This window comes from Synechococcus sp. C9 (genome assembly GCF_022984075.1).
Taxonomy (GTDB): Bacteria; Cyanobacteriota; Cyanobacteriia; order Gloeomargaritales; family Gloeomargaritaceae; genus Gloeomargarita.
This window is the reverse complement of the sequence record NZ_JALAAD010000001.1, coordinates 756,604-782,913: the sequence shown is the minus strand read 5'-3', so window position 1 is coordinate 782,913 and position 26,310 is coordinate 756,604. Positions and strand designations below refer to the sequence as shown.

23 protein-coding genes, 1 tRNA gene and 3 pseudogenes are annotated in these 26,310 nt (G+C 53.5%); 14 read left to right on the top strand and 13 right to left on the bottom strand.

Annotated features, from left to right (window positions below; all coding sequences use genetic code 11):
• Positions 1-72 precede the first annotated feature (72 nt).
• Genes MLD66_RS03885 through murD form a run of 4 tightly spaced genes read left to right on the top strand, consistent with a single transcriptional unit; the run spans position 73 to position 4,472 of the window.
• Positions 73-387 carry a hypothetical protein gene (locus tag MLD66_RS03885; protein WP_247215614.1) on the top strand — a complete coding sequence of 105 codons (315 nt, stop codon included), beginning with the start codon at positions 73-75 and terminating at the stop codon, positions 385-387.
• Between the two features lie 7 nt (positions 388-394).
• Positions 395-952 carry a hypothetical protein gene (locus MLD66_RS03880; protein ID WP_247215613.1) on the top strand — a complete coding sequence of 186 codons (558 nt, stop codon included), beginning with the start codon at positions 395-397 and terminating at the stop codon, positions 950-952.
• Between the two features lie 44 nt (positions 953-996).
• Positions 997-3,123 carry a glycine--tRNA ligase subunit beta gene (gene glyS / locus MLD66_RS03875; protein ID WP_247215612.1) on the top strand — a complete coding sequence of 709 codons (2,127 nt, stop codon included), beginning with the start codon at positions 997-999 and terminating at the stop codon, positions 3,121-3,123.
• Positions 3,123-4,472 carry a UDP-N-acetylmuramoyl-L-alanine--D-glutamate ligase gene (murD, locus tag MLD66_RS03870; RefSeq protein WP_247215611.1) on the top strand — a complete coding sequence of 450 codons (1,350 nt, stop codon included), beginning with the start codon at positions 3,123-3,125 and terminating at the stop codon, positions 4,470-4,472. Before glyS ends, murD begins: the two co-directional genes overlap by 1 nt.
• Before the next feature lie 183 nt (positions 4,473-4,655).
• On the opposite strand, the gene MLD66_RS03865 is transcribed toward murD, so the two are convergent.
• Positions 4,656-7,487: a protein phosphatase 2C domain-containing protein gene (locus MLD66_RS03865; RefSeq protein WP_247215610.1), complete on the bottom strand. Its 2,832-nt coding sequence runs from the start codon at positions 7,485-7,487 to the stop codon at positions 4,656-4,658.
• A 66-nt stretch (positions 7,488-7,553) separates the two neighbouring features.
• On the bottom strand, positions 7,554-8,786 hold the full coding sequence (locus MLD66_RS03860) for a phosphoglycerate kinase (protein ID WP_247215609.1): 1,233 nt from the start codon (positions 8,784-8,786) through the stop codon (positions 7,554-7,556).
• Between the two features lie 86 nt (positions 8,787-8,872).
• Here MLD66_RS03860 and MLD66_RS03855 point away from each other — a divergent pair, with 86 nt between their 5' ends.
• A complete protein-coding gene (locus tag MLD66_RS03855) occupies positions 8,873-9,115 on the top strand; it encodes a hypothetical protein (protein WP_247215608.1) in 243 nt (80 codons plus the stop codon).
• Positions 9,116-9,130: 15 nt separating this feature from the next.
• Here MLD66_RS03855 and MLD66_RS03850 read toward each other — a convergent pair whose 3' ends face one another.
• Positions 9,131-10,081: a transposase gene (locus tag MLD66_RS03850; protein ID WP_247214935.1), complete on the bottom strand. Its 951-nt coding sequence runs from the start codon at positions 10,079-10,081 to the stop codon at positions 9,131-9,133.
• 94 nt (positions 10,082-10,175) lie between these two features.
• Here MLD66_RS03850 and MLD66_RS03845 point away from each other — a divergent pair.
• Positions 10,176-10,337 (top strand): annotated as a pseudogene (locus tag MLD66_RS03845) (universal stress protein); the annotation flags it as partial.
• Between the two features lie 202 nt (positions 10,338-10,539).
• Here MLD66_RS03845 and purD read toward each other — a convergent pair.
• Together purD and MLD66_RS03835 are read right to left on the bottom strand one after the other, a co-directional pair.
• A complete protein-coding gene (gene purD / locus MLD66_RS03840) occupies positions 10,540-11,823 on the bottom strand; it encodes a phosphoribosylamine--glycine ligase (RefSeq protein WP_247215607.1) in 1,284 nt (427 codons plus the stop codon).
• A 51-nt stretch (positions 11,824-11,874) separates the two neighbouring features.
• Positions 11,875-12,543, bottom strand: coding sequence for a class I SAM-dependent methyltransferase (locus MLD66_RS03835; RefSeq protein ID WP_247215606.1), 669 nt, complete (start codon positions 12,541-12,543; stop codon positions 11,875-11,877).
• Positions 12,544-12,614: 71 nt separating this feature from the next.
• On the opposite strand from MLD66_RS03835, the gene MLD66_RS03830 reads away from it, so the two are divergent.
• Together MLD66_RS03830 and MLD66_RS14470 are read left to right on the top strand one after the other, a co-directional pair.
• Positions 12,615-13,610, top strand: a complete 996-nt coding sequence (locus MLD66_RS03830) for a glycosyltransferase (protein ID WP_247215605.1) — start codon at positions 12,615-12,617, stop codon at positions 13,608-13,610.
• A 64-nt stretch (positions 13,611-13,674) separates the two neighbouring features.
• Complete coding sequence (locus tag MLD66_RS14470; protein ID WP_281438403.1) at positions 13,675-13,806, top strand: hypothetical protein; 132 nt, start codon at positions 13,675-13,677, stop codon at positions 13,804-13,806.
• A gap of 159 nt (positions 13,807-13,965) precedes the next feature.
• Here the strand turns inward: MLD66_RS14470 and MLD66_RS03825 are convergent, their stop codons facing one another.
• A complete protein-coding gene (locus MLD66_RS03825; RefSeq protein ID WP_247215604.1) occupies positions 13,966-14,154 on the bottom strand; it encodes a hypothetical protein in 189 nt (62 codons plus the stop codon).
• Positions 14,155-14,210: 56 nt separating this feature from the next.
• Complete coding sequence (locus tag MLD66_RS03820) at positions 14,211-14,648, bottom strand: Rrf2 family transcriptional regulator (RefSeq protein WP_247215603.1); 438 nt, start codon at positions 14,646-14,648, stop codon at positions 14,211-14,213.
• Between the two features lie 53 nt (positions 14,649-14,701).
• On the opposite strand from MLD66_RS03820, the gene MLD66_RS03815 reads away from it, so the two are divergent.
• Positions 14,702-16,096 (top strand): TldD/PmbA family protein, encoded by a 1,395-nt coding sequence (locus MLD66_RS03815; RefSeq protein WP_247215602.1) that lies wholly within the window; start codon positions 14,702-14,704, stop codon positions 16,094-16,096.
• Positions 16,097-16,132: 36 nt separating this feature from the next.
• On the opposite strand, the gene queG is transcribed toward MLD66_RS03815, so the two are convergent.
• Positions 16,133-17,050, bottom strand: a complete 918-nt coding sequence (gene queG / locus MLD66_RS03810; RefSeq protein ID WP_339396900.1) for a tRNA epoxyqueuosine(34) reductase QueG — start codon at positions 17,048-17,050, stop codon at positions 16,133-16,135.
• Positions 17,051-17,426: 376 nt separating this feature from the next.
• Here queG and gyrA point away from each other — a divergent pair, with 376 nt between their 5' ends.
• Positions 17,427-19,907 (top strand): DNA gyrase subunit A, encoded by a 2,481-nt coding sequence (gene gyrA, locus MLD66_RS03805; protein ID WP_247215601.1) that lies wholly within the window; start codon positions 17,427-17,429, stop codon positions 19,905-19,907.
• On the opposite strand, the pseudogene MLD66_RS03800 reads toward gyrA, so the two are convergent.
• The 3 genes and pseudogenes from MLD66_RS03800 to MLD66_RS03790 all read right to left on the bottom strand — a co-directional run.
• Positions 19,904-20,515: pseudogene (locus MLD66_RS03800) on the bottom strand (aldose epimerase); the annotation flags it as partial. The gene gyrA and the pseudogene MLD66_RS03800 overlap by 4 nt on opposite strands.
• Before the next feature lie 43 nt (positions 20,516-20,558).
• Positions 20,559-21,509 carry a transposase gene (locus MLD66_RS03795; protein ID WP_247214935.1) on the bottom strand — a complete coding sequence of 317 codons (951 nt, stop codon included), beginning with the start codon at positions 21,507-21,509 and terminating at the stop codon, positions 20,559-20,561.
• 45 nt (positions 21,510-21,554) lie between these two features.
• Positions 21,555-21,866 carry a hypothetical protein gene (locus tag MLD66_RS03790; protein WP_247215599.1) on the bottom strand — a complete coding sequence of 104 codons (312 nt, stop codon included), beginning with the start codon at positions 21,864-21,866 and terminating at the stop codon, positions 21,555-21,557.
• A gap of 630 nt (positions 21,867-22,496) precedes the next feature.
• Between MLD66_RS03790 and MLD66_RS03785 the strand changes: the two genes are divergently transcribed.
• From MLD66_RS03785 to rplS, 3 genes are read left to right on the top strand one after another with little or no spacing between them, the layout of a single operon-like run.
• Positions 22,497-23,228 carry a succinate dehydrogenase/fumarate reductase iron-sulfur subunit gene (locus MLD66_RS03785; protein ID WP_247215598.1) on the top strand — a complete coding sequence of 244 codons (732 nt, stop codon included), beginning with the start codon at positions 22,497-22,499 and terminating at the stop codon, positions 23,226-23,228.
• A 7-nt stretch (positions 23,229-23,235) separates the two neighbouring features.
• Positions 23,236-24,021, top strand: a complete 786-nt coding sequence (locus tag MLD66_RS03780; protein ID WP_247215597.1) for an RNA methyltransferase — start codon at positions 23,236-23,238, stop codon at positions 24,019-24,021.
• Positions 24,022-24,058: 37 nt separating this feature from the next.
• Positions 24,059-24,412, top strand: coding sequence for a 50S ribosomal protein L19 (rplS, locus tag MLD66_RS03775; RefSeq protein WP_247215596.1), 354 nt, complete (start codon positions 24,059-24,061; stop codon positions 24,410-24,412).
• Positions 24,413-24,635: 223 nt separating this feature from the next.
• Here the strand turns inward: rplS and MLD66_RS03770 are convergent.
• Positions 24,636-24,707: transfer RNA gene (locus tag MLD66_RS03770), tRNA-Cys, on the bottom strand.
• Between the two features lie 20 nt (positions 24,708-24,727).
• On the opposite strand from MLD66_RS03770, the pseudogene tmk reads away from it, so the two are divergent.
• Positions 24,728-25,276: pseudogene (tmk, locus tag MLD66_RS03765) on the top strand (dTMP kinase); the annotation flags it as partial.
• Here tmk and crtR read toward each other — a convergent pair.
• Complete coding sequence (gene crtR / locus MLD66_RS03760) at positions 25,263-26,234, bottom strand: beta-carotene hydroxylase (protein ID WP_247215595.1); 972 nt, start codon at positions 26,232-26,234, stop codon at positions 25,263-25,265. The pseudogene tmk and the gene crtR overlap by 14 nt on opposite strands.
• Between the last annotated feature and the right edge of the window lie 76 nt (positions 26,235-26,310).

Sequence of the window (26,310 nt, the reverse complement as noted above, 5' to 3'; positions counted from 1 at the left end):
AAATTATGCAACCGTAGCTACAGCGACTCCGTATAAACTTTGTAATTTGATTTTTTGGTGGGAGGTATGGGGATGTTATTAAAAATTGCGTTAACCTTGGGGTTGACCTTGGCGATGGCTACTCCAGTGCTGGCGCAGGCCAGTAATTTACTCACCCCCCGGCGGCAGGATGAATACCAGGGACCAGCGGCGGAACCCACCTCGGCGGCGATTAATATGCTGGAATTTATCAACAATGCCGCGTTTAAGGCCAACACCCGCAGTGCTTCCGAGTTTCTGGAAGATAGCCAAGGGGGAATTTCCCGGGCGGCGGAGGCGTTTCGGGCGAAACAGCGGCAGATGCTGAACACCCCGGCCACCACAGTAGAGGTCAAACCCGTTCCTTAACCCTTCCATGCAACCCACCTATCGTCCTGAGGAAGTCCAAGGGATTTTACAATGGGCGATTGCCCGGCAGATGCAACAGGGGGAATCAACCGATACCTTGACCCAGGCGCAGTTGCAGGAAATTGCTCAGGAGTTGGGGATTTCGCCAACGGATCTGGCCGAGGCGGAGCAGGCATGGCGCCAGGCACAGGATTTACAGCACCAGCGGCAGGCATTTCACCAGTGGCGGTGGCAGGTCTGGCGGGCACATTGGGTTCGTTCCAGCGTCATTACGGTTTTGGTGACCATCCCGTTTCTGCTTTTGGATTGGGTTTGGGATGGACGGGTGGTGATTTGGACGAGCCGGGGGCTGGCTTGGCCCTATTATGTACCCCTATTCGTGGGGACTCCCCTCGGGTTATTGGTTCTGTGGCACCTGTGGCAAACCCTCCAGCGGCAGGGGGAAGCCTACGAACGGGATTGGCAGGCGTGGCAACGGCACCAACGCTTTCAGCAGATCAAGCAAAAAGCGGTGCGGAAACTCTCCGGGGTCGTCACTTGGATAGAGCGGCTGTTGGGGGATTAGGAACCCATCCTGGGGTACACTAGGAGGCGGGTTCAGGGCACACCATGACGGATTTTATTTGGGAATTGGGCACGGAAGAACTGCCCGCCGATTTTATTACCGGAGCCTTAGCGCAGTGGCAGGAAACCATCCCCAGCACCTTGGCGGCGGTGGATTTGGTGCCCCAAGGGATTGCTTACTACGGCACCCCCCGGCGGTTGGCGGTACAGTTGACCGGCGTACCCGACCATCAGCCCGAACAACGGGTCGAAGTGAAAGGCCCTGCCGTGCAAGCGGCCTATCGAGACGGCGAACCGACCCCAGCGCTGTTGGGATTTTTGCGTTCCCGTCAGGCGGAACTTAGCCAGGTGGAACGGCGCGAGACCCCCAAGGGTGAATTTGTGTACCTCGTCCAAACCATTGGTGGTCGTCCTGCCCCCCAGGTCTTGGCGGAACTGATTCCCCAATGGTGGCAGGGGTTGACGGGTCGTCGGTTCATGCGTTGGGGGGATGGCCCCGTGAAATTTAGCCGCCCCATCCGTTGGTTGCTAGCACTTTGGGGGGAACAGGTGGTGCCCGTGACCTTGACGAACGGTTCCGAACAGTTGCATGGCGACCGAATCAGCTACGGCCATCGGGTGTTGCATCCTGAGCCAGTCACCATTCCCCAAGCAGGGATGTACTTAGATTGTCTGCGGCAGGCGGGGGTGGAACCCGATGTGCCCATCCGGCAAGCCAAAATTCAGCAGGAACTCCAGCGGGTCGTGCCCCCCCACAGTCAGGCGGCAAGTCCCACCAATTTATTAACAGAAGTCACCCAATTGGTGGAATGGCCAAGTGGGATTTTGGGAACCTTTGACCCGCTCTATTTGCATCTGCCTGCCCCCGTCATTACCACCGTGATGACCCAACACCAGCGGTATTTTCCCGTATTAAATGCCCAAGGGGAATTGTTACCCAATTTTGTCACCATTAGTAATGGTCATGCCCAGTATGAAGCGACGATTCGGCGGGGGAATGAACGGGTACTCAAGGCTCGTTTGGCGGATGCCCAATTTTTCTATGAAACAGATTTACGCCAACCCTTAGCTGCCTATGTCCCCCAATTAGCAAATGTGACCTTTCAGGAACAATTGGGTTCGGTGCTGGCGAAAGTCCACCGCATTGAAAAACTGTTGACCAAAATTTTAGCGGTTACCGATTATCCAAGCGAGGAAATTCAACAGATTCTCCGCACAGCCCATTTGTGCAAAGCCGATTTGGTCACGCAAATGGTGGGGGAATTCAGCGAATTGCAGGGCATCATGGGGGGGGATTATGCCCTAAAAACCGGAGAATCACCGGTGGTGGCACAAGGGATTCGTGAGCATTATCAGGATGTACCAACGACCTTGAACGGACAATGGGTTGCGCTTGTGGATCGGTTGGATACGGTGGTGGGAATTTTGGCGGTGGGGTTAATTCCTACGGGTTCCTCAGACCCCTTTGCCCTCCGGCGGGCGGTACGCAATATCCTAATGATCACGGCGGCGATTTATCCCACCTATCCCCTGAATTTACAACAGTTATTTCAAGAAATGGTAGCTATTTTAAGGGAGGATTTTCCCCAATTCAATGATGTAGAACTGCAACGTCATTGGTATAGCTTAGTCACCCAAAGGTTACATACAATTTTGCAGGAAAAAGGGCTAGACTATGATTTAATTAATGCACTCTTGGGTTCAGAAAATCCAGAAGTTACGGAACGAATTTTGACCAATGTCCAAGATTTATTTGACCGGGCTGAAAAGTTAATGAATTTACGAGCGAATGGGATTTTGCAAACCATCTATGCCACGGTGAATCGTGCTACTCGTTTGGCCTATCAAGGCACCCTATCCACCTCAGAATTAAGTGCCGAAAAGCTCATTGAACCCCAATGGTTACAGGCACCCATTGAGCGGGAACTCTATCAAGCGGTGAATCAATTACTCACCCAAACTCAAGCCACTAAATGCACGGGCGACTATGACGGTTTAATTGAAAAACTCCAGGAAATTGCGCCAATTTTAGAACGATTTTTTGATGGTTCCGAAAGCGTTTTAGTCATGGATGAAAACCCTGCCATTCGCCAAAATCGCCTGAATTTACTGGGCTTAATTCGCAACAGTGCCCTAGTGCTGGCGGATTTCTCGCAAATTGTGAAAAGCTGATGGGTCAGGCATTGGTTTTGGGGTTAGGGAAATCGGGGTTGGCGGCGGCTCATTTGCTCCACCGGCAGGGGTGGCAGGTTGCAGTACAAGATAGTTCCATTTCTCTGTCATTAACCCAGCAAAAAGCCAATTTGGAAGCCCTGGGGATGACCATCCATCTTGGACAACCCTTTGCCCCGCCGGAACCCCCGCCGGAGTTGGTGGTGGTCAGTCCGGGGGTGCCTTGGGATGTGCCGATTTTGCAACAACTGCGGGCACAGGGGATTGATGTGGTCGGAGAAATGGGACTAGCCTGGCGCAGTCTTTGTACTTATCCGTGGGTGGGGATCACCGGCACCAATGGTAAAACCACAACGACCAGCCTCGTTGCCGCCATTTTGCAGGAGGCGGGTTATCGGGCACCGGCCTGTGGCAATATCGGCACACCTGCCTGTGATTTGGTGGGGCAAGAGGTGGACTGGATTGTGGCGGAAATCAGCAGTTTTCAGATTGAATCATCTCCGCAAATTGCCCCACACATTGGGGTATGGACAACGTTTACACCCGACCATTTGGATCGTCATTATACCCTGGAAAATTATTGTCGAATTAAAGCCCATTTATTATCTCAATCCCAGATCAAAATTCTGAATGGGGATGACCCCTATCTACGGGCAAATTTTGCTCAACGGTGGGCGGATATAATTTGGACAAGCACCCAAGGATATGATGCGTTACCCCCCTCTGAAAAACCTGGTATTTATGTGCAAGATGGGCAAGTGATGGTTGAAGATAGGGCTATTTTTAGCTTAGAAAATTTCCCGATGCCGGGGAATCATAATCGCCAAAATTTACTCCTAGCCATTGCCGTTGCTCATGTCTTGAAAATTCCTCCCGAAATCATCACCCAGGCGATGCGTCAATTTCCTGGGGTGCCCCACCGTTTAGAAGTACTGGGGATGCATCAGGGAATCACTTATATTAATGACAGCAAAGCCACCAATTATGATGCCGCTCAAGTAGGTTTAGCCAGTATGACTGAGCCGACTATTTTACTGGCAGGGGGGCAAGCGAAAATTGGCGACGATTGGCACTGGTTGCAGACCATTCAAAAGCGAGCGGTTGGGGTAGTATTATTCGGGGCGGCGGCAGAGAGTTTTGCCCAACGATTAATGAGTGTTAACTATACCCCTTTTTTGAGGGTAGAAAATTTAGCTGAAGCCATACCGGCGGCGCAACAATTAGCGCAAGAAACGGGTGCCAAAGTGATTTTGCTCTCCCCTGCCTGCGCCAGTTTTGACCAGTACCCCAATTTTGAAGCCCGGGGGGATCACTTTCGCCAGTTATTTCATAACCAAGTAACCAGGTAATTACACCCACCAGTAGTATTCGGTAACGGTTAGAGTGCAGTGATTGATTCGCTTGTGTACCCTCTGTTCATAAGTTAAAGGCACCTCTATTTATTTGCATTACAAAAGGGTTATCTCGCTGGAATACCCATACTATGGAGAACCATACACCGCAGGTGCTAATTTGAGAAGTGCCCTTGAAGTTTACTGAGGGCTTTGCCAAAGGATCGCCTGGTTGTCCAACCCCCCGGAAACCAGCAGACGACCGTTGGGGGTGATGGCGAGGGCTTTGACCGCCTCCTGATGGTTCTTGAGGACTTGCAGTGCCGTGCCCTTGGCGGGGTTCCAGACGGTGATCACCCGGCTATCAGGGGAAGTCGTGCCGGTGCCGCTAAACAGCAGGGCATTGTCGGGGCTAAAGACCAGGCTGTAAACAATCCCCGGTGCCTGGAGGGTTTTCAACCACGCCCCACTGCCGGGGTTCCACAGGGACACCTTGCCATCCCCACCGCCGCTGGCTAATACCTGCCCATCGGGGCGAAAGCTGAGGGACCAGATGCCGTGACGCAAATCCGGGCGGGTAAGGGTGAATTTGCGGGTGCGGTTGGGCACATCCCAGAGTTCCACCACCTGTTGACCCTGGCTGGCGGCGGCTAAAAGCGTCCCATCGGGGCTGAGGGCAAGGGCATCAATTTTGCCCAATTCCGGGAGTTGCTGGCGAAAACTCGGGGCACCGGCTAGGTTCAAATCCCATAGATAGACCTCCCCGTTGGCATCCCCCACGGCCAGAAATTGCCCGGTACCATTGGTCGCCATGGCCGTCACCACCCCCCTCGGCCCGACCAGTTCCCCAATGCGCCGACCATCGTTGACCCCCCACAGTTCCAGACTGCTCCGGTCAAAGCTCGCCAATTGTTGCCCATTGCGGATAAACGTGACCCCCATGACGGAGACCCCACTCCGGCGCAAAAATCCCTGGGATTGCCCCCCCGGCAGTTGCCAGAGACTGATACTGCCATCTTCGCTCCCAATCGCCAATTGATTGCCCTGGGCATTGATGGCGAGGGTATTCACATAACCATTAAATTTGGGAAGCGTCAGGGTGGGTTGAAAATCCGGGGGTGTAGGACTACTGACCAAGAAAAGGGGGTTATCCCGCTGGCGGTTTTCCTGCCACCACAACCAACCCCCGGCGGCCAGGGTCAATAAGCCAACCACCAATCCCACCAGGAGCAGGGCCAAGGGCAGGGGTTTGGGGCGGGCGCTAGATGGCGGCAGGGCGGTTTGGCTCCGCAAAGGGGGAATTGAGGGTGGGGGAATCGCTCCCCGCCGACCTTGGGTGATTGGTTCAGCGGGACTGGGAACGGCTCCCCGGCGGCCTTTGGTGATTGGTTCCGGGGGTGGGGGAATCGCTCCCCGCTGGCCTTGGGTAGGGGATGGCTCTGGTACAGACAGGGGACGGCCATTCACCGGGGCAGTTTTGGCAGGAGCCACCTGGTAATGAATCAGCACCACCGTCACGTTATCGTGGCCATTTTTTTGGTTCGCCAGGTCAATCAACCGTTGGGTGGCCGTGGGTAAATCCACCTCCCCCGTGAGGACGGGCAACAGTTCCAACTGCCAATACTGATCCACCAAATTGTTGTCGCTTAACCCATCGGAACAGAGCAAAAAGACACTGTCCTCATCCAAAGGAAACCGCTGGATGGTGGGGTGAAGCAGACCCGAGGAATTGATCCCCAACGCCTGCACCAAAGCTCCCGCCGCCGGTTGTTTCAAGGCCTGGGGGTAGAGGCTATACCCCAACCGCACCTCCCGGGAGGCCACATCATCATCCGTGGTGACTTGATAACAGCCATAACGGGTGACCCAGTAAATGCGACTGTCCCCCACATTAGCCAAAAACACTTCGTAATCCCGCAGGAGGGTCATGGTCAGGGTGGTGCCCATGCGTTGCCGCTCCTGGCGTTGCTGTTGGTTATTCACCTGGGTAATCCGGTCGTTGGCATTGCAGACAATCATGGCCAATTCCTCGGTCACCACCTTGGTATCCACCTTGGCCAACACCCGGGGATTGAGTTGCTGGCTGATGGTTTCAATCGCCAGGTTGGAGGCCATATCCCCCCCCTCATGGCCGCCGATGCCATCACAGACAATCGCAAAGGGCAGTCCATCGGTACCGCTCAGGCGGGAACCCTGGTGGGGAGCCGGATAGCACGCATCCTCATTGCGGCGACGGGTCGGGCCGGGGTCGGTCAAGGCCACCACACTCACCTGCCCATTCCAGGTATGACGAAACTCATCCAACCCCCGGTCCAACTGTTGCGCCAGTTCTTCCCCGCTGGTGATTTGCTGTTGGATCATCCCCTCGCACACCTGCTTGACCAAGCCCCGCACCGCCGGTTGGGTGGTGGGCACCAGACGGGATAAAAACTCCCCCAACTGAGCCAGGGTCGTCTGTTCCCCATCCTGCACCAATTCCCGCAGGCGGAACACCGGCCCTTCCACCCGTAAAAGCTGGGGTCGGAGTAAACTCCCCGCCACCTGTTGGTAGCTCAGGATCGGCCACAGACGGGCAATTTGCCACAGCCAACTCAACTGGCGAAACCCCGTCGCTTCCGCCCAGGCTTTCCCAAAAGATTGCACGGGTTTGAGGGGGGGGATGCGGGTGCCGTACTCCTCCGGGAGCAGGGGGACTTGGCTCAAGACCAACCGGGGTTGTCCCCCCACCGGGATCACCGCCTGCACTTGGGGCAAATGGAGCCGGAACGGAAACAACCGCAGGTAGGGTTGCGCCTCCACCGGAATCGTATCCAAACTCACCGGCTGACGACCCGGTTGCAAATCTAGCAGTAAATTTGGCCCCCGCAGGCGATACCGTTCCTGGTAGGGACGTTCCAATTCCACCCCCACCAACGGGTCGCCGGTCACCCACAGAAACACAAACTCCAAGGGCGCACCACAGACCTGACAAAACCGGTTGGTCTCAGGATTCAGGCTATAGCAATTGGGATTGGAACATTCGATGTTGTCCATCCATCCTGCCTTGGCTCAGGGGGGTGCGCGGGGGGCATCATACCAGTCTTGCCTTCCGATTTTAGCCTATGCGTTTTCCAGGGCGGCAATCCCAGGCAAGATTTTCCCCTCCAGGAGTTCCAAACTGGCACCCCCCCCGGTGGAAATATGGCTCATCCGTTCCCCCAACCCCGCCTGCTCCACGGCGGCCACCGAGTCCCCCCCGCCAATGATCGTGGTACAGCCCTGGTCGGTCAAGTCCGCCAAGGTTGTCGCCACCGCCCGGGTCCCCACGGCAAACTGGTCAAATTCAAACACCCCCATCGGCCCATTCCAGATCACCGTCTGACACCCCTGGAGGGCTTGCTGAATCTGGGCAATGGCGGCAGGGCCAATATCCAACCCCATCCATTCCTCGGGAATCGCCGTCACCGGCACGGTCTGGGCTTGGGCATCCGGGGCAAATTTGTCCGCCACCACCACATCCGTCGGCAGTACCAATTCCACCCCCCGCTCCCTCGCCTTGGCCAGGAGGCTCTGGGCCAAATCCAGCTTGTCCGTTTCCACCAGGGATTTGCCGACGCTCAACCCCTGAGCCTGGTAAAAGGTGAAAATCATCCCTCCGCCCAGGATCAGCTTGTCCACCTTGTCCAAAAGCGCCTCGATCACGCCAATTTTACTGGACACCTTGGAACCACCGATAATCGCCGCCAAAGGCCTGCGGGGCTGGTCAATCGCCCCCTGGAGATACTGCAATTCTTTCTCAATCAAAAACCCTGCCACTGCGGGCTTGAGATAACGGGTCACTCCTTCGGTGGAGGCGTGGGCCCGGTGCGCCGTCCCAAAGGCATCATTCACGTAGAGATCGGCCAAACTCGCTAATTTTTTGGCAAATTCCGGGTCGTTGGCTTCCTCTTCTGCATAAAAACGCACATTTTCCAGCAGGGCCACCTGCCCATTCTGCAAACCCTGCACCATTTGGGTGGCCACCTCCCCAATGCAATCCGGGACAAACTGCACCGGCGTCCCCAATAACTCTCCCAACCGAGCCGCCACGGGCGCCAGGCTATTCCCCTCTTTAACTAATTTCACCTCGCCAGTGGTTTTATCCTTTTTGAAGGGTCGCCCCAGATGGCTACACAGCACCACCCGTGCCCCCCGTTCCCGCAAATAATTGATCGTTGGCAGAGCCGCCCGCACCCGGGTATCATCGGTAATCTGCTGTTCCTTGTCCAAAGGCACATTAAAATCCACCCGCACCAGCACCCGTTTGCCTTCCAGGTCCTGGGCCGTCAGACTGGCCACCGATTTTTTTGCCACAGGGTACCTCCACCAAAATCTGGAATAATTATTGATGTATCCATATCCGTACTCCATTGTACTGGCGAAAGGCCACCCATACCCCTATGTTTCACAAAGTCCTGTTGGCTCTTGACCAAAACCAAGACCCCCAAGAAGTTGCCCTGGCGCTGGTGAAATTTTGCGGGGCGAGTTTGACCCTGTTGGTGGTGGTTCCTACCGAACCGGAGGCCGGCCCGGCGGCAACCTGGCTGAATGCAGTCCAAACCACCCTAGAGACACAAGGGATGAATGTCACCCATTTGGTACGGGTGGGGCCAGTAGTGTTGAATGTCCGTAATAAAACTTAACATAAGGGGTCAGGGTTATCCTACGAGCGGCTCTACCCCTACGAGTTCCATGAAGCTACAGTGTCGGCCTATTTCTATTTGTAAATATCGCAACTTGTCAATCAATTCATAGGTCTTATTGTGACCTATCTCCAGCAATCTTAAAATTAGATAACCAATCAATACGGCATAAATCTGTAGCCGCACACCATTCTCATTCTTGGTAATGATTCTATCCAATTTCAAGTGCATCTTTAGTGCCTTCCAAAGCAACTCAATTCGCCAGCGCAAACGATAGGCTGAACAAATCTCTTCATCCGTCATCGAAGTCACGTTAGTCGCTAGCCTATATTCTGTGTTTTCCTCTTCATTAAAAAATTGAATTACCCGAATATCCGGATTGTCAGGTTGCAACTTCATATTATTTCTAATCCGCACAATAAACAATGTATTTCGTTTACACATTTCGTCCATTAATTTCCAGGAAGCAAAACCCCTATCCATGATACCAACGGCATTCTCAGGTATCGTCCCAATCACAAGATGCCCAATTTTATGGTCATTAGTCTTTCCAAATATAATTGATTCGTCACCGATATTGCCCTCATTTATATCCAGGCCAAGCGTCAATTTTACCTGCTTGTAGTGCCAGAATAATTTGCTGGTCAGGGTGATAATGGTAGAATCTAATGGGAATAAGTGCTTAAATTCACCTTGATGATGTTTAAGCCGTTTTTGCAGTTCTCTTAGGATCACTTGAAACGGCTCGGTGCTACGATGTTTACACGCCTTAGAAAACGTTGATATGTCAACTTTAAAATTGAGATGATTCAAGAGGAAGAATAAGCCCCGCATGGTGGCGACTCTTGCATCTAAAATGAAGTGCATCCATATGAGTACAAACAAGCGAGTATCCAAGACTGGATAGTCGTTTTTGGGAAGAAGGTTCAGCAAGGGCTTGATAAGTCCCTGAATTTGTCGTCTCATAAAAATACTGTTACTCGTGGTTTCTACCAATCTAAAATACCATTTTTAGTCTCCCTTTTCCACCCTTTCGTTAACATTCAACACTACTGGGGTGGGGCAACCCGCTTTTACCATTTGCGATGTGGCGGATGAATTGAATGTGGATTTGCTGATTGTCGGTTGTCGGGGCACGGGGTTAACCGAAGAGGGGATGGCGGAAAGTGTCAGCATTCGGGTGATTAATTTGGCACCCTGTCCTGTCCTCGTCATTCCCTAAAATCATCACCCCATCGGTTGTGAATCATAAGGTTACGAAAAACCAAGGCGGGGCGGTGCCCTGCGACGAGCAGTGAGGAGTAAGGAGTGAGAAGCGAGAAGTGAGATTCCCTAGAACCAGGACGGGGCGGTGCCCTGCAACCCTTTTTTCTCATAGCGATATTCAACAATGAGATAAAAGATAAAACTTTCCCCAAGGTATCCTATTCCTGACGGTTTTTCAGTCGCCAACCAATATCTTCCCGATAGTAGCAATCGGTGAAATCTACCTGCTTCACCCCCAAATAACTTTGCTCCAGCGCCTCGTCCAACGTGGCACCATAGCCGGTGATGTTCAACACCCGTCCCCCATCGGTAAAGGTTTGGTTGCGCTCCCGGCGGGTACCCCCGTGAAACACCAATGCCCCCGTCGCCTCCGCCAAATCCAGCCCCCGCACCGGATAACCCTTGACCCATTCCCCCGGATAACCCCCGGAAGCCATCACCACCGTTGCCGCATATCCAGGTCGCCACACCGGCGGCGGCACTTCCCCCAACCGTCCCTCCGCACAGGCTAACGCCAACTCCAACAAGCAGGAATCCAACAGGGGCAAAATCACCTGGGTTTCCGGGTCACCAAAGCGGCAATTAAACTCCACTACCAACGGGTCACCCTGGGGCGTCACCATCAATCCGGCATAAATCACCCCCCGATAGTCAATCCCCCGCCGTTTCAACCCAGCCAAAAGCGGCGTAAAAATTTCCCGCTCCACCCGCTGTAACAATTCCTCCGTCACCCAGGGCACCGGCGCACAGGCACCCATCCCCCCCGTGTTTGGTCCCGTATCCCCCGCCCCCAAGCGTTTATAGTCCTGGGCGGGCAAAAGCGGGTAGAGGGTTTCCCCATCCGTCAAAGCCAGCAGGGAAAGCTCTTCCCCGGTCAAAAATGTTTCCACCAACACCTGCTGTCCCGCTTGCCCAAATTGCCCCGTCAAAGCCGCCTGCACCGCCTGAATCGCCTCGGCGTGGGTTTGCGCCACCGTCACCCCCTTCCCCGCCGCCAGTCCATCCACCTTCACCACCACTGGCAGGGGCTGTTGCTCAATATAACTTTGAGCCGGAGCCAACTCCCGAAAAACTTGCGCCGGAGCCGTGGGAATCCCCTCCGCCTGCATGAAGGCTTTTGCCCACACCTTGCTGGCTTCCAACTGCGCCCCCGCCTGCCCCGGTCCCAACACCCGCAACCCCTGCGCCCGCATCTGATCTGCCATGCCCAACGCCAAAGGAGTTTCCGGTCCAATCACCACCAGCCCCACCCCCTGCACCAGAGCAAACCGGGTAATCCCCTCCACATCCACCGGCAACATGGGCATATTCACCGCCTTGGGTAGGGTGGCAGTACCGCCATTGCCCGGCACACAAAACACCTTCGTTACTTGCGGGGATTGCGCCAACTTCCAAGCCAGGGCGTGTTCCCGTCCACCCCCACCCACCACCATCACCTTCACAGACAAGACTCCCAGATGTACATACTAATTTAATACCAATTTATTACATCACTAATCAGGTCGTTTCCACGCCAAGGTCACCCCATCCGCCAAAGGGAGCATGACCAATGTAATGCGTTCGTCCTGATAAAGTTTCTGGTTAAACTCTCGTATAGCTTGGGTTGACCGATCTTGAACCGTTGCATCTATCACTGCTCCTCCCCACAAGACGTTATCTACCATAATTAAACCACCGGGGCGTACCAATTGCAGACATTGTTCGTAATAAATCCAGTAATTTTCCTTGTCCGCATCAATAAAAGCGAAATCGTAGTGATTGGCTTCCCCCTGGGCAATTAGGGTATTCAGGGTATCTTTTGCCGGAGCCAACCGCAGGTCAATTTTGTGGGCAACCCCGGCTTTTTCCCAGTAGCGGCGAGCGACTTGAGTAGTATCTGGGTTAATGTCACAAGCCACCATCTGCCCGGTAGGAGGCAGAGCCAGTGCCACCGCCAAACTGCTATAGCCGGTAAACACGCCGATTTCCAGGGTACGGTGTGCCCCCATCAACTGCACCAAAAACGCCATAAACTGACCCTGTTCCGGGGAAATTTGCATCTGTGCCCCCGGCATGGTCTGGGTTTCGTAGCGCAACTGGCGCAATAGGTCGGGTTCCCGCAGGGAATGGCGTTGCAGGTAATGGTACAGGTCGGGGGTCAGGTTCAGGGTTTGGGGGGACATGGGCAGGGCAAGAGAATTATTCCTATGATGACAGTTTTGCGTACACTGGGAAAACAGCGGCGGGGGAGGGGATGCGGCAACTGTATTTTTTGGTACCGGGCACGACGAAATCCTACCACTGTGGGGGGCTTTGGGCAGAATTAAAAGTGCTGGAATTGGCTCAATCCCTGGGTTCTGCCACTTTAGTCACCTATCGGCAACGGGAACCGGAGCATTTATTTTTAGCGGATGTGATCCGCCGTCCCCAGACTGAAGGAATTTTTGTGGTGAGTTGGGGGTTTCATGTGCCCAAATTGCTTGCCCAATTGCGAAATTATCCGGTGGTTTATCACGCCCACAGCACGGGTTACGGGTTTGCCATTCCCCCGGGGGTGCCGATTGTAACTGTCAGCCGCAATAGCATGGGTTATTGGGGGCAAAAGGCTCCCCATGCACCGATTTATTATTTACCAAATGTGATTAGTGATGAATTTGTTAACCGGGGAGAAGATCGGGATATTGATGTGTTGATCATGGCACGGAAATCTTCCCCTTATTTACTCAAAGTTTTGGCTCCCAAATTGGAAAAAGATGTGCGGGTGGAGGTGGTGGATTATTTCGTGCCCAGTCTGGCGGATTTATTCAATCGCAGTCGGGTTTATCTGTACGATTCGGCGCACTATTGGGCGGTACAGGGGGTGAGTGAGGGGTTTGGGCTACAACCTTTGGAAGCGATGGCGTGCGGCTGTCGGGTTTTTTCGAGTGTCAATGGCGGTCTGGCGGACTATCTTGACCCAGGGTTTAATTGTGAGCAAATTGGCTGTTATGATTCGGGCTATGATGTGAATAAAATTCTGCGGGTTCTCAATACGCCGACACCGCCTGTGAATTTAGACTTTTTGCAGGCATATCGTCCCCTCCAGGTACGACAAAAATTACAAATCATTTGGCGGGCATTGGATGAATTTTTTGATTATCAATCGGCACACAAGGGGGACATTCGCCCGCTGACTGGTTGGGGGATCGGGTATCAGCGGCTACAAAAGTGGGGTCGCAAGGTAACACAACTCTTAAAAAAATCCAAATGATTGGGGCTAAACAGAAAATTTTTCGCTATTTATATGACTAATAGGGATGTTGGCAGAGGTGCGTATGAATGATATGAACCGGGGTTCGATGCGGTTTGATGAAGCCGATAATCCGGTGATGGTGCTGACGGGAGCTTTGTTGATCCTGGGGGGTGTGGCGGCGTTAGTATATTTGGCGTTGAAATACGCTTATTAAGTGCAGGGATTCCTATTGAATTAGGAACAGAATTATTCACTGGTTCCAGTCGAGGGTATTTCTGCTAATTGAGAATATGGAGTTGCAGGGGCATTTCCCCCGTATGGAGTTCTGCCAAATTTTTGTTCGCTTAACCTTGATAGGGTCAGTGCGTATGGGTTATTTCCCCTGCTGTTTCGCCTCTAATGCTTCCTGGTTTAGGAAGTCGAGTTTCCCGGTTCTAGCATCGTTCTCAATCTGCTGATCCCACTCTGCCCAGTCATGCTCCAGGAACCATTGACGAAACTTGCGATATTCCTCAGCGGTTAAAGAGATGACTGCCCGCTCTAGTTCTTCAATTTTGGTCATGCTTAATCCCCCCAAACTCATTGCATTTCATTATCTTAGGGTGCTAACTAAACAATCTAAACAATAAAATGAAATGCCTCCGCATCGGTCGCCATCCGGCTCCGCACATCGTAATACAAATCCGCCAACGTCAGACTTTGTAAGGCTTGTTCACACAACCCGCTTAGCCGTCGCCAAAGGGTACGGGTCACCCAATCCGTCGCCTGTTGGGGCTGGGGTTCCGGGTAGGTGAGGGATTCCCCCACCGCTAAAAAAATCTCTGACACCCGGATCAACTCCGGCGGTCGTGCCAAGCGATACCCCCCCTGTGCCCCCCGGTGGGAGACAACCAAACCCGCCCGACGCAAGTCCAGCAGGATTTTTTCCAAAAAAGGCGCCGGAATCCCCTGCCGCTGGGCAATGGTACGCCCGGAAACCGCCCGATTCCCCCCAGCTAGACTTAAATCCAGCATGGCTTTGAGGCTGTATTGGCTACGGGTGGAAAGACGAAACATAGGGAATGGACACGCTAAACTAGGAAAGATTGCCCAATCTACACATTATTATTATGACCGCCACCATCACCCCGACCCGGATTCAAGACCAATTGCAGGACGTGATTCATCGCCATGCCCAGGGGGTGGACTACCTGGAAATTCGCCTGGAGCAAAGCGAATCCCTGCGGTTGGGCTTTCGGGGCACCCGCTTCGATGCGGTGGATCGGGGGTTGTCCCTGGCGGGGGGCATTCGTGCCTGCTACCGGGGGGGCTGGAGTTTTGTGACCTTCAACGGCTTGAGTGAATTGTCCGAACGGGTGCAGGATGCGGTGGCTCAGGCGCGTTTAATCGGTCAGGAAGTCACCCAACTAGCTGACGTAACGCCGGTGGTGGACTATGTGACTGCTTCCATCGCCACAGACCCCCGCACGGTACCCCTGAGCGAAAAACGGGAATTACTCAATCATTACAATAACCTGCTTTTGCAATACGATTCCCGCATCCAAACCACCAGTGTGGGCTACCGGGAACGGTTTGGCATTACCTATTTGGCGACTTCCACCGGCACCCTTTTGGCGCAGGAGCGGTTGGATGTGTCGGGAATGTTCGGGGTGGTAGCCCGGGGAGCGGAGATGGTCGTGCGTCAAGGCTATGAATCGGTGCATTCCCGTTCGGATTACAATGTACTGGTGGGTATCGAAGACCAAGTGTTGGGGGCGGCGCAGCGGGCGGTACGGCAATTGGAAGCGCAACCGGTCAAGGGCGGGCAGTACACGGTGATTCTTGACCCCTACCTGGCGGGAGTCTTTATCCATGAGGCGTTTGGGCATTTGTCCGAGGCGGATTTTGTCTATGAAAATCCCCGGATGCAGGAGTTGTTGCAGTTGGGGCGGCAGGTTGCGATTCCTGAGTTGAATGTGGTGGATGATGCCACCCTGCCGGGGTTGCCCGGTTCCCTGGTCTATGACGATGAGGGGGTGCCAGGACAACGGAAGTATTTAATCAAAGATGGGGTACTGACCCAACGGCTCCATTCCCGGGAAACGGCGGGCAAAATGGCGGAGCAACCGACGGGTAACGCCCGGGCATTGTCGGCGACCTACGCTCCCATCGTGCGGATGACCAATACGGGAATTGAGCCAGGGACGCAGGATGTGGCGGATATGATGCAGGACATTGACCTGGGGGTGTACTGCGTGCGGATGCTGGGTGGTCAGACCAACGGGGAACTTTTTACCTTTGCCGCCGCCGAGGGCTACATGATCCGCAACGGGCAATTGGCTGAACCGGTCAGCGATGTGACCCTGAGCGGCAATGTATTTCAGACCTTGAAGGATATTGAGGCGGTGGGCAAGGACACGGTTTACCGCAACGGCGGCTGTGGCAAGGCGGGTCAATCTCCCCTACCGGTCAGCGTCGGCGGTCCCCATGTGCGGATCAAAAACGTGGTGATCGGTGGACGGTAATGTCCGCTGGGATGGGGGTGCGGTTCAATCTCCCTATCATTGGGAATCATGGGAACCATGCGCCAGTAGGGCTTGGGCGTTGCGCCGCCACATGAACGGTTTAATCCGCCGCAGAGCCGACCCCCGCAAACTCCGATCCCAGGTTTCCCCATCCACTTCCGCCCACGCCCGCAAGGACAAAGGGGGCAAACGGGGCGCAAATTCAGCAATATCGGTGGGTTGGGCAAACCGTTGGTTCCAGGGGCACACCTCCTGGCAAATGTCACACCCAGCCAACCAGCCCTGCAAATTGGCGGCAATCTCCGCTGGTAACGTCTCCTGCCGGTTTTCAATCGTGTGATAAGCGATACAACGGCGGCTATCCACCACAAAAGGGCGCACAATTGCCCCGGTCGGACAGGCAGACAAACAGCGGGTGCAGGTGCCGCAATGTTCCGTGTGGGGGGCATCGGGGGTTAATTCCAGGGTCGTTAAAATTTCCCCCAGCACCACCCAGGAGCCGTACTGCCGGGTAATCAGATTGCTATTTTTTCCCACCCAACCCAGCCCCGCCCATTCCGCCCAGAGTTTGTCTTCTACCGGCCCGGTGTCCACATAGGTGCGGGTTTGGCAATCGGGGGCTTGTTGGTGCAACCAATTAGCCAAGGCTTTTAACCGCCGCCCCACGACCCGGTGGTAATCCCGTCCCCAGGCGTAGCGGGCGATTTTCCCGACCCTGGGTTGTTCCCCCGGCGAGTAGTAGTTCAAAGCCACCGCAATCACCGAGCGCACCCCCGGCAAAACCCGCTCAACCTCGTTGCGTCGCTCATCGTTCAACCAGTTCATATCTGCGTGATACCCCGCCGCCAACCACGCCCTCAAATGGGAAGTCGGGGCAGGGGCAACGCTGGCAATCCCCACCCGATGGAACCCCAAACGGCGGGCATAGGCTTTCACATCCTGGGCAGACAACACAAACGTCCTATCGGTGTTCTGGGATCATCGCCAAGGCGTATGTATTTTAATTTTAATCGTTAATCTATGCGGTTAATCTAGGTCGTGTTGATCTTTTATTGAAGCCAGAAGAGGGTATATATAGCAGTCCTAATTTGATTTAGTGAACAGAAATTCCCTAGAACCAAGTACGGGGGCGGTGCCCCTGCGACCCCTATTTTATTCTCATTTAGGATTGCTATATATATCTTTATTTCAACAAAATAATTTTTCTCCCCATGATTATCGAGGGATTTGCATAGCTAATGAACTGGAGATTTCGTTATTACAAACGCATTCAGGTTAAAATTGGTACAGAACAGTCAACACCGTCAATCCAAATACTAGGCAAACCCCCATGAGTACCCTACAAGAGCGGATTATTCCCACGGATTTGGGCAATGAAATGTCCCGTTCCTATTTGGAATACGCCATGAGCGTAATTGTGGGGCGGGCGTTGCCAGATGCCCGGGATGGACTGAAACCAGTTCACCGGCGGATTCTCTACGCCATGCACGACCTGGGGTTACAGCCCAACGCCCCCTACAAAAAATGCGCCCGGGTGGTGGGGGAAGTCCTGGGGAAATACCATCCCCACGGGGATCAGTCCGTGTACGATGCCCTGGTACGCATGGCGCAGGACTTTTCCATGCGGGAGACCCTGATTGACGGGCATGGCAATTTTGGTTCGGTGGACGATGACCCCCCGGCGGCGATGCGTTACACGGAATGCCGTCTGCGGGCGTTGAGCCGGGAAGCCCTGCTGATGGACATTGATGCCGAAACGGTGGATTTTATCCCCAACTTCGATGGCTCTGAGCAGGAACCCACGGTTTTACCGGCACGCTTGCCCCAGTTATTGCTGAATGGCTCGGCGGGGATTGCGGTGGGCATGGCGACCAACATTCCCCCCCACAACCTAGGGGAGTTGGTGGATGGTCTGATTGCCCTGATCCAAAACCCGCAGATCAGCAATGCGGAATTACAACGCCATATTCCCGGTCCCGATTTTCCCACCGGCGGGCAGATTTTGGGCAATGATGGCATTCGGGAAATGTATGAAACCGGGCGGGGTTCGATTACCCTGCGGGGAATTGCCCAGATTGAAACCGTGAGTGCGCCGGGGCGGACGGAAAAAGAAGCGATTATCGTTACCCAATTGCCTTTTCAGGTGAATAAAGCGGCTCTGATTGAACGGATTGCCGAATTGGTCAATGACAAGATCATTGAGGGGATCAGCGATGTCCGGGATGAAAGTGACCGGGACGGGATGCGGGTGGTGATTGAATTAAAGCGGGATGCCCTGCCCCAAGTGGTGTTGAATAACCTCTACAAACAAACCCCTTTGCAAGTAAATTTTGGGGCGAATATGTTAGCTCTGGTCAATCGGGAACCGGAGTTATTGACCCTGCGACGCTGTTTAGAAGTGTTTTTGGAATTTCGGGAAGAAACCATCCAGAGACGCACCCAGTATTATCTCCGCAAGGCACGGGAGCGGGATGAAATTGTCCAGGGGTTGTTGGTGGCTTTGGGAAATATTGACAGTATCATTGCCCTGATTCGCCAGGCGGAAAATACGGACGTGGCACGGCAAAACCTGATCACGGTTTATGAATTGACGGTGAACCAAGCCAATGCCATTTTGGATATGCAAATTCGCCGTTTGACCGCTTTAGAAAGTGAAAAAGTCCACCAAGAACACGCCGAATTGACTGCTAAAATCGCTGACCTGTCGGATATTTTGGCACGGCGGGAACGGCGGTTAGAACTGATTGTGCAGGAATTGCAGGAACTGAAAGCTACGTTTGCGACCCCCCGCCGCACGGCAATTATTGCCAGTTCCTCAGGAAATTTACACGATATTGATTTGATTGCTAATGAACCCTGCATCATTTTGGTCACGGCACAGGGGTATATTAAACGGATGGCGGTGGATACCTTTAGCCGTCAAAGTCGGGCGACCCGGGGCAAGGCAGGAACCACGATGAAACCGGATGATGTGGTGGCTTTATTTTGTTCCGCCCAGACCCATGACCATATTTTATTTTTCAGCGACCGGGGGGTGGTTTATGCCCTGCGTGCCTATCAAATCCCGGTGGCATCTCGCACTGCGAGGGGCATTCCTTTGGTGCAATTATTACCCATCACGTTAGAAGAAAAAATCACTTCAATTTTACCCGTCAGTGCCTTTCGTGAGGATGAATTTATTGTGATGTTGACCCGGGGGGGATTTATCAAAAAGACTGCCCTTTCTGCCTTTAGTAATATTCGCGCCAATGGCTTAATTGCGATTAGTTTGGAGGAGGGGGACCACCTGGGTTGGGTGCGGTTGGCAAAAGCGACGGATAGTATTTTGATTGGTTCCCGGGGGGGGATGGCGATTCGGTTTGCGGTGGATCACAAGCAACTGCGTCCCTTGGGGCGGGCGACCCGGGGGGTGCGGGCGATGGAACTGCGACCTGGGGATGTGCTGGTGGGGATGGACATGATTTCCCCGGAGGATGAGCGGGATGTGTTGGTGGTGACCATGAATGGCTATGGGAAACGGGTACCTGCGTCGGAGTTCCGTATCCAAAACCGGAGTGGGATGGGGATTACGTCCACCAAATTCCGCAAACAGGGGGATGCGGTGGCGGGGCTGGGGCTGATTGGTGCGGATGAGGAGATTCTGCTGGTCACACAGCGGGGGGTGATCATCCGACAAGCGGCACGGGATATTTCCCAGCAGTCCCGCATGGCGACGGGGGTGCGCCTGCAACGGTTGGATGCGGACGATGCGATTGCCGCGGTAGCCGCTGTGCCCCCGAATTTAGGGGATGAGGAGGAAGAGGCGAGTTAACCGATTGCCGCAGTGAACCGTACCCCAGCCGTCCAGGTATCACCGGGGGCGAGGCGGGTCAGGTCATCCCCAGCGGTGAGGGCGTACCGGGGGGCAGTCCAGGGTTCCAGGCAGTAAAAATCCTTGCCCGCCACCGTCCAAAACACCAGGGTGGTAAACGGGGGGTCGTACTCCAAGGTCAAGGTGCCATGCTCCTGGGTAACGGTTGCCACCTGGCCGGTGAGGGGGCGAAAGGCAATGTCAATCTCCGGTTGGGTAAAATCAAAACCCGTAAACGGCTGGCTGGTGCGGGTTTGGTGATCCCAGAGGGTGGTGGCAGGGAGGTCAATGTTTAGCTGGTTTTTGGCGGTGGCGGGGATGGCAAAGTAGGGGTGAAAACCCAAGGCAAAGGGCAGGGGTTCGGCACTACGGTTGGTGACTTGGGCGTGGATGGTCAGGGTATGCCCCGCCAATTCATAGGTGAACCGCACCTGAAACGCAAAGGGATACTGGGCGTGGGTGGTTTCATTATCAGTCAATTCCACGGTTAGGGCGGCACGGCTATCGGTTGTCTGTTCCACCACTTGCCAGGGTAAATTGCGGGCAAACCCATGTTGTTTGAGGGCAGTAGTGTTGAATGTCCGTAATAAAACTTAACATAAGGGGTCAGGGTTATCCTACGAGCGGCTCTACCCCTACGAGTTCCATGAAGCTACAGTGTCGGCCTATTTCTATTTGTAAATATCGCAACTTGTCAATCAATTCATAGGTCTTATTGTGACCTATCTCCAGCAATCTTAAAATTAGATAACCAATCAATACGGCATAAATCTGTAGCCGCACACCATTCTCATTCTTGGTAATGATTCTATCCAATTTCAAGTGCATCTTTAGTGCCTTCCAAAGCAACTCAATTCGCCAGCGCAAACGATAGGCTGAACAAATCTCTTCATCCGTCATCGAAGTCACGTTAGTCGCTAGCCTATATTCTGTGTTTTCCTCTTCATTAAAAAATTGAATTACCCGAATATCCGGATTGTCAGGTTGCAACTTCATATTATTTCTAATCCGCACAATAAACAATGTATTTCGTTTACACATTTCGTCCATTAATTTCCAGGAAGCAAAACCCCTATCCATGATACCAACGGCATTCTCAGGTATCGTCCCAATCACAAGATGCCCAATTTTATGGTCATTAGTCTTTCCAAATATAATTGATTCGTCACCGATATTGCCCTCATTTATATCCAGGCCAAGCGTCAATTTTACCTGCTTGTAGTGCCAGAATAATTTGCTGGTCAGGGTGATAATGGTAGAATCTAATGGGAATAAGTGCTTAAATTCACCTTGATGATGTTTAAGCCGTTTTTGCAGTTCTCTTAGGATCACTTGAAACGGCTCGGTGCTACGATGTTTACACGCCTTAGAAAACGTTGATATGTCAACTTTAAAATTGAGATGATTCAAGAGGAAGAATAAGCCCCGCATGGTGGCGACTCTTGCATCTAAAATGAAGTGCATCCATATGAGTACAAACAAGCGAGTATCCAAGACTGGATAGTCGTTTTTGGGAAGAAGGTTCAGCAAGGGCTTGATAAGTCCCTGAATTTGTCGTCTCATAAAAATACTGTTACTCGTGGTTTCTACCAATCTAAAATACCATTTTTAGTCTCCCTTTTCCACCCTTTCGTTAACATTCAACACTACTGGTTTGAGGGTATATTGCTGTCCATTGTGGGTGTAGGTATCCCCGGGCAGGTTGCCACAGATGGGAAACAAGATGGGAATTCCCCCCCGCACGGTCAACTCAGGGTGGGTGAACCGCTCGTGATCTAGGTACAAAAGTTCCCGCCCCTGCACCTGCCATTGGGTGACGATGCCGCCCCGTTCTGGGACAATTTCCACCCGGTTTTGGCTATCCGAGTCTTCTAAAATATAAGTCTCATACTGCCGTGATTCCTGGTTTACCCTGAACATCCCTGTTCCCCCCAACGCTGACTGTCTTGAGCTTAGCCTATCAGAAATGGTCGCTCCCGATGGGAATTTCACCGGAATTGCCAGGGAAAAGGTTTATCGAAGGAGCAGCAACAGTCACAGGGCATGGCTCTGCGAAATTGTTGTTTGTTAAGCGGGTACTACCCAAGGGTTTCACCGCTAGTACCATCGGGGGAAATTAAATTGTTGCATAGCCATTATATGGCAATCACACTGGAATTTTGAGGGAAACTTTACGCTTAAAAAACAGAGGGTCGCAGGGCACCGCCCCGTTTTTGGTTCTGGAACATTTCGGTTAGCTAAGCAAATAGGACTGCTATCGTTTTTAGGGCATTTCTCAAAATGGGTCGCAGGGCACCGCCCCGTTTTTGGTTCTGGAACATTTTGGTTCGCTAAGCAAATAGGACTGCTATCGTTTTTAGGGCATTTCAAAAATGGGTCGCAGGGCACCGCCCCGTCCTGGTTTTCACCGCCTGCGTGGTGTAGTCATATCACTTGGTTCCATAGATCATCTAAAATTGTTATAGTTTTTAGTTAGAATACCATTTACGTTTGCATCCTGTTTTGGTATGAAAATTTTGGCATCAATTAAACGGATTTTGACGGGGAACCATGCTTAATTTCACATTAAAAATTTGGCGGCAACCCCAGGCGGAACGACCGGGGCAGTTCGTGACCTATCCGATGGCTGGCGTATCTCCGGGCTGGTCATTGCTGGAACTGCTGGATGAATTGAACGAAAAGCTGATGCAAGCCGGGGCAGAGCCGGTGGCGTTTGATAGCGATTGCCGGGAGGGGATTTGTGGCAGTTGTGGCTTGTTGGTGAATGGCATCCCCCACGGGCAGGCGGGGGTGACGACCTGTCAGGTCTATCTGCGGCGGTTTCAGAATGGGCAAACTTTAACCCTGGAACCCTTGCCGGGGTTTCCCCTGGTGCGGGATTTGGTGGTGGACCGCAGTGCCTTGGACCGGATCATGGCGCAGGGCGGCTACATTAGCGTCAATGTGGGGAGTGCGCCGGAAGCCAACACGATTGCCATTCCCCCCAAGACGGCGACCCAGGCGTTTGATGCGGCGACCTGTATCGGTTGTGGGGCGTGTGTGGCGGCCTGTCCGAATGGCTCGGCGGCGCTGTTTGTGGGTGCCAAGATTACCCACTTGAGTTTACTGCCCCAGGGACAGCCGGAAGCGGGACAGCGGGTACGAGCCATGACGGCGCAGATGGATGCGGAGGGCTTGGGGCATTGCTCAAATCACGGGGAATGTGCCGCTGTCTGTCCTCAAAATATTCCCCTGACGGTGATTGCTCGGTTGCGCCGCCAGTATTGGCAGTCCTGGTGGTAGTTTTTGGGTGATTACCAGCCGTCGCCATCCCCTGGTTCGCCATATCCGGCAGTTACACACCCCGAAGGGTCGCCGGGAAGCGGGGCAGTTTCTCCTGGAAGGGACGCATTTGCTCCAGTCCGCCTGGGAGCAGGGGGTTAAACTTCAGCACATTTGCTATACGGAAACCTGGGCAGGACGCTATCCCCATCTCGCCAGCCAATTTGCCCCTGCCGTTGCCCAACCCGTGAGTGACCCGGTGATGGCGGTTTTGGCGACCACGGTGCATCCCGATGGGGTGGTGGGGGTTGCTCCTATCCCTCAGGGCGGTGCAGTACCAGCCCCGGGGCGGTTCAATCTTTTGGGGTATCGCCTGCAAGACCCGGGCAATGTGGGCACGTTGATTCGCACCGGAGCCGCCGTGGGGGTCAAACACCTGCTCTTGACCGACGACAGCGTGGACCCCTACCATCCCAAACTGTTGCGCTCGGCGGCGGGTCAGTGGTTCCGTTGCCCCCCTTGGGTTTGCCCTGACCCCTTGGATGTAATGAAACAATACCGACAAAATCAAGTCCAAATCATTGCCACCCACGCTCAAGGGGCTTGTCTCTACTGGCAGGTGGATTGGACACACCCCAGCCTGCTGTTACTGGGAAATGAGGGGCAAGGGTTGCCAGAGTCATGGTTGGCGCAGGCGGATCGGGTGGTGCAGATTCCCCAGGCGGTTGGGGTGGAATCCCTGAATGTGGCGGTGGCGGCGGCGGTATGTCTGTACGAGGCGGTGCGGCAAAACTGGACAAATTCAAAACCTTAAACTATAATTGGGGATCGTCACAAATTGAGTGGTAACCATGAACGCCCAAGCCATCATTCGGTCTTTGGAAGCTGAGTACCTCAAGACCGACCTACCCCAGGTGGAAATCGGCGATATTGTCAAAGTTGGGGTGGTGATCCAGGAAGGGGGCAAGGAGCGGGTACAGCCCTACGAAGGGGTGGTGATCGCCCGCCGGGGCACGGGGGTGAATTTGAGTATTACGGTACGCAAAACCTTTCAAGGGGTGGGGGTCGAACGGGTGTTTTTGCTCCATTCTCCCCGCATTGCCAACATTCAAATCCTGCGCCGCTCCGTGGTACGACGGGCAAAACTGTACTACCTGCGGCAACGGGTGGGTAAAGCAACCCGCTTGAAGCAACGGTTTAATTAGTTGAATTTAACTAACGGGTACTTCTGAAAATGAGTCGCAGAGGCGTAGCCATGAGTATAGGCATTCCAGCGAAATAAACTTCAATGGGTGTAAATAATATAAAAGTTAGCGGTCGCAGTGCCCTTGGTTCTGGGTAAGATGGGCATTCCCACGATGGGATTGATGATTGGTTCCAATAAATAGAGGTTCCCTTTAATAATTTGGGGTTGTACCGGGAGGATAAAGGCGGCACCCAGATTCGAACTGGGGGATAAAGGTTTTGCAGACCTCTGCCTTACCACTTGGCTATGCCGCCACCCATTCGGATATATTAGCATGATGGACTCTGTCCTGATGGTGTGCATGACCGGTTGGTTTATTTCCCTGGAAGGCATTGAAGGTGCGGGCAAAACCACCCAAACCCGCTTACTCGCCGATTGGTTGACCCAAAAAGGCTACGGTGTTTTGATCACCCATGAGCCGGGGGGGACACCGCTGGGACAATCCCTGCGCCAACTCCTGTTACACCACCAGCTCCCCCACCGCACGGAACTTTTGCTCTACGCCGCTGACCGAGCCAGCCATGTGACGGACGTTCTTAAACCCGCTTTGCAAAGTAATAAAATTGTCCTCTGTGACCGCTACACGGATTCCACCATCGCCTACCAGGGCTGGGGACGGGGCGTAGAGGTGACCCTGATTGAGCAAATGAATCAGGTGGCTACGGAAGGATTAACCCCGGATTTGACCCTATGGCTGGATGTGCCGGTGGCGGTGGGGTTAGCCCGGGCGAAGGGACGGGGAGCCTTAGACCAAATGGAACGGGAATCCCTGGCGTTTCACGAGCGGGTGCGCCAAGGGTATCAGCATCTCAACGGTCAGTACCCGGAACGTATGGTGCGGATTGCGGCGGAATTGCCGGTTGAACAGGTGTTTCAGCAGATTTCTCTGGCGGTGTCAGGGCGTTTTTTCGGTGCCAGCGGATGCCAATAAATAGGTCGTAAATGAATCCTAAAAAACTCTTGGGTTCCAGTAAACCCAGGGTTTGGGGCGAACCATGCGCCGTCAACGTCGGTTGCATTAGGTAATAAACCCGCTGGTAATGATACCAGGGAATCGAAGGCCATAGGTGGTGAATGAGGTGATAGTTTTGCCCCAAAATCAACCAGTTCCAAATCCGGCTGGGATAGACCCGGGCATTGGTCCAACGGCCTTGCTCCCGAAATGGACGGTGGGGCAAATAATCAAAAAACAAACCGAGGGCTAAACCGACGACTAACGCCGGGGAAAACCAAAAATTCATGATATACCCCAAAAAACCGTAGGCGCAGGCCAGCCCAATCACCCCAGCCACAATCAAACGGCTGATGCCCCATGCCCACAAATCATTGTTTTGCCACAAACGGCGTTGAAAAAAATAAATTTCATGATAAAAAAACCGGGCGGCAATCAACCACAAGGGGCCCCCGGTGGAGACAAAATGATCCGGGTCATTTTCCGGGTCATTCACATGGGCATGGTGCTGAATATGCACCCGGGTAAATACCGGAAACGTAAACCCCAAAATCAGCGCACTCACATGACCCAAGGCCGCATTGACCCAAGGATTGCGGTGGGCCGCCTGGTGGGACGCATCGTGGATCACCGTGCCCGCCAAGTGCAGTGCCAACACGTTAAACGTAAAACAGACCGGTGCCCACCACCCCCAACACCAATATCCCAACGCACTCGTCACCAACAACCCCACCGACAGGGCAAATATCCCGACCGTCGGATTTACCAGGGTTGGGGGCGCAACGAGAAATTCCTTCGGCGGTAGGCGCAACACCGGGGTCGCAACCATGAATCTCCACTCCTCCAAAACAACAGGGTTATTACTACCCCATTGTTCACTATACGACAGAATGAGAAGCAAAGTA

Coding starts and splice junctions, on each gene's coding strand:
- MLD66_RS03820 (WP_247215603.1), bottom strand. CDS start 14,648: ATGTTTCGTCTTTCCACCCGTAGCCAATACAGCCTCAAAGCCATGCTG.
- MLD66_RS03830 (WP_247215605.1), top strand. CDS start 12,615: ATGCGGCAACTGTATTTTTTGGTACCGGGCACGACGAAATCCTACCAC.
- MLD66_RS03790 (WP_247215599.1), bottom strand. CDS start 21,866: ATGTTCAGGGTAAACCAGGAATCACGGCAGTATGAGACTTATATTTTA.
- MLD66_RS03825 (WP_247215604.1), bottom strand. CDS start 14,154: ATGACCAAAATTGAAGAACTAGAGCGGGCAGTCATCTCTTTAACCGCT.
- murD (WP_247215611.1), top strand. CDS start 3,123: ATGGGTCAGGCATTGGTTTTGGGGTTAGGGAAATCGGGGTTGGCGGCG.
- rplS (WP_247215596.1), top strand. CDS start 24,059: ATGAACGCCCAAGCCATCATTCGGTCTTTGGAAGCTGAGTACCTCAAG.
- glyS (WP_247215612.1), top strand. CDS start 997: ATGACGGATTTTATTTGGGAATTGGGCACGGAAGAACTGCCCGCCGAT.
- MLD66_RS03885 (WP_247215614.1), top strand. CDS start 73: ATGTTATTAAAAATTGCGTTAACCTTGGGGTTGACCTTGGCGATGGCT.
- MLD66_RS03880 (WP_247215613.1), top strand. CDS start 395: ATGCAACCCACCTATCGTCCTGAGGAAGTCCAAGGGATTTTACAATGG.
- MLD66_RS03865 (WP_247215610.1), bottom strand. CDS start 7,487: ATGGACAACATCGAATGTTCCAATCCCAATTGCTATAGCCTGAATCCT.
- crtR (WP_247215595.1), bottom strand. CDS start 26,234: ATGGTTGCGACCCCGGTGTTGCGCCTACCGCCGAAGGAATTTCTCGTT.
- MLD66_RS03795 (WP_247214935.1), bottom strand. CDS start 21,509: ATGAGACGACAAATTCAGGGACTTATCAAGCCCTTGCTGAACCTTCTT.
- MLD66_RS03815 (WP_247215602.1), top strand. CDS start 14,702: ATGACCGCCACCATCACCCCGACCCGGATTCAAGACCAATTGCAGGAC.
- MLD66_RS03835 (WP_247215606.1), bottom strand. CDS start 12,543: ATGTCCCCCCAAACCCTGAACCTGACCCCCGACCTGTACCATTACCTG.
- gyrA (WP_247215601.1), top strand. CDS start 17,427: ATGAGTACCCTACAAGAGCGGATTATTCCCACGGATTTGGGCAATGAA.
- MLD66_RS14470 (WP_281438403.1), top strand. CDS start 13,675: ATGAATGATATGAACCGGGGTTCGATGCGGTTTGATGAAGCCGATAAT.
- MLD66_RS03850 (WP_247214935.1), bottom strand. CDS start 10,081: ATGAGACGACAAATTCAGGGACTTATCAAGCCCTTGCTGAACCTTCTT.
- MLD66_RS03785 (WP_247215598.1), top strand. CDS start 22,497: ATGCTTAATTTCACATTAAAAATTTGGCGGCAACCCCAGGCGGAACGA.
- MLD66_RS03855 (WP_247215608.1), top strand. CDS start 8,873: ATGTTTCACAAAGTCCTGTTGGCTCTTGACCAAAACCAAGACCCCCAA.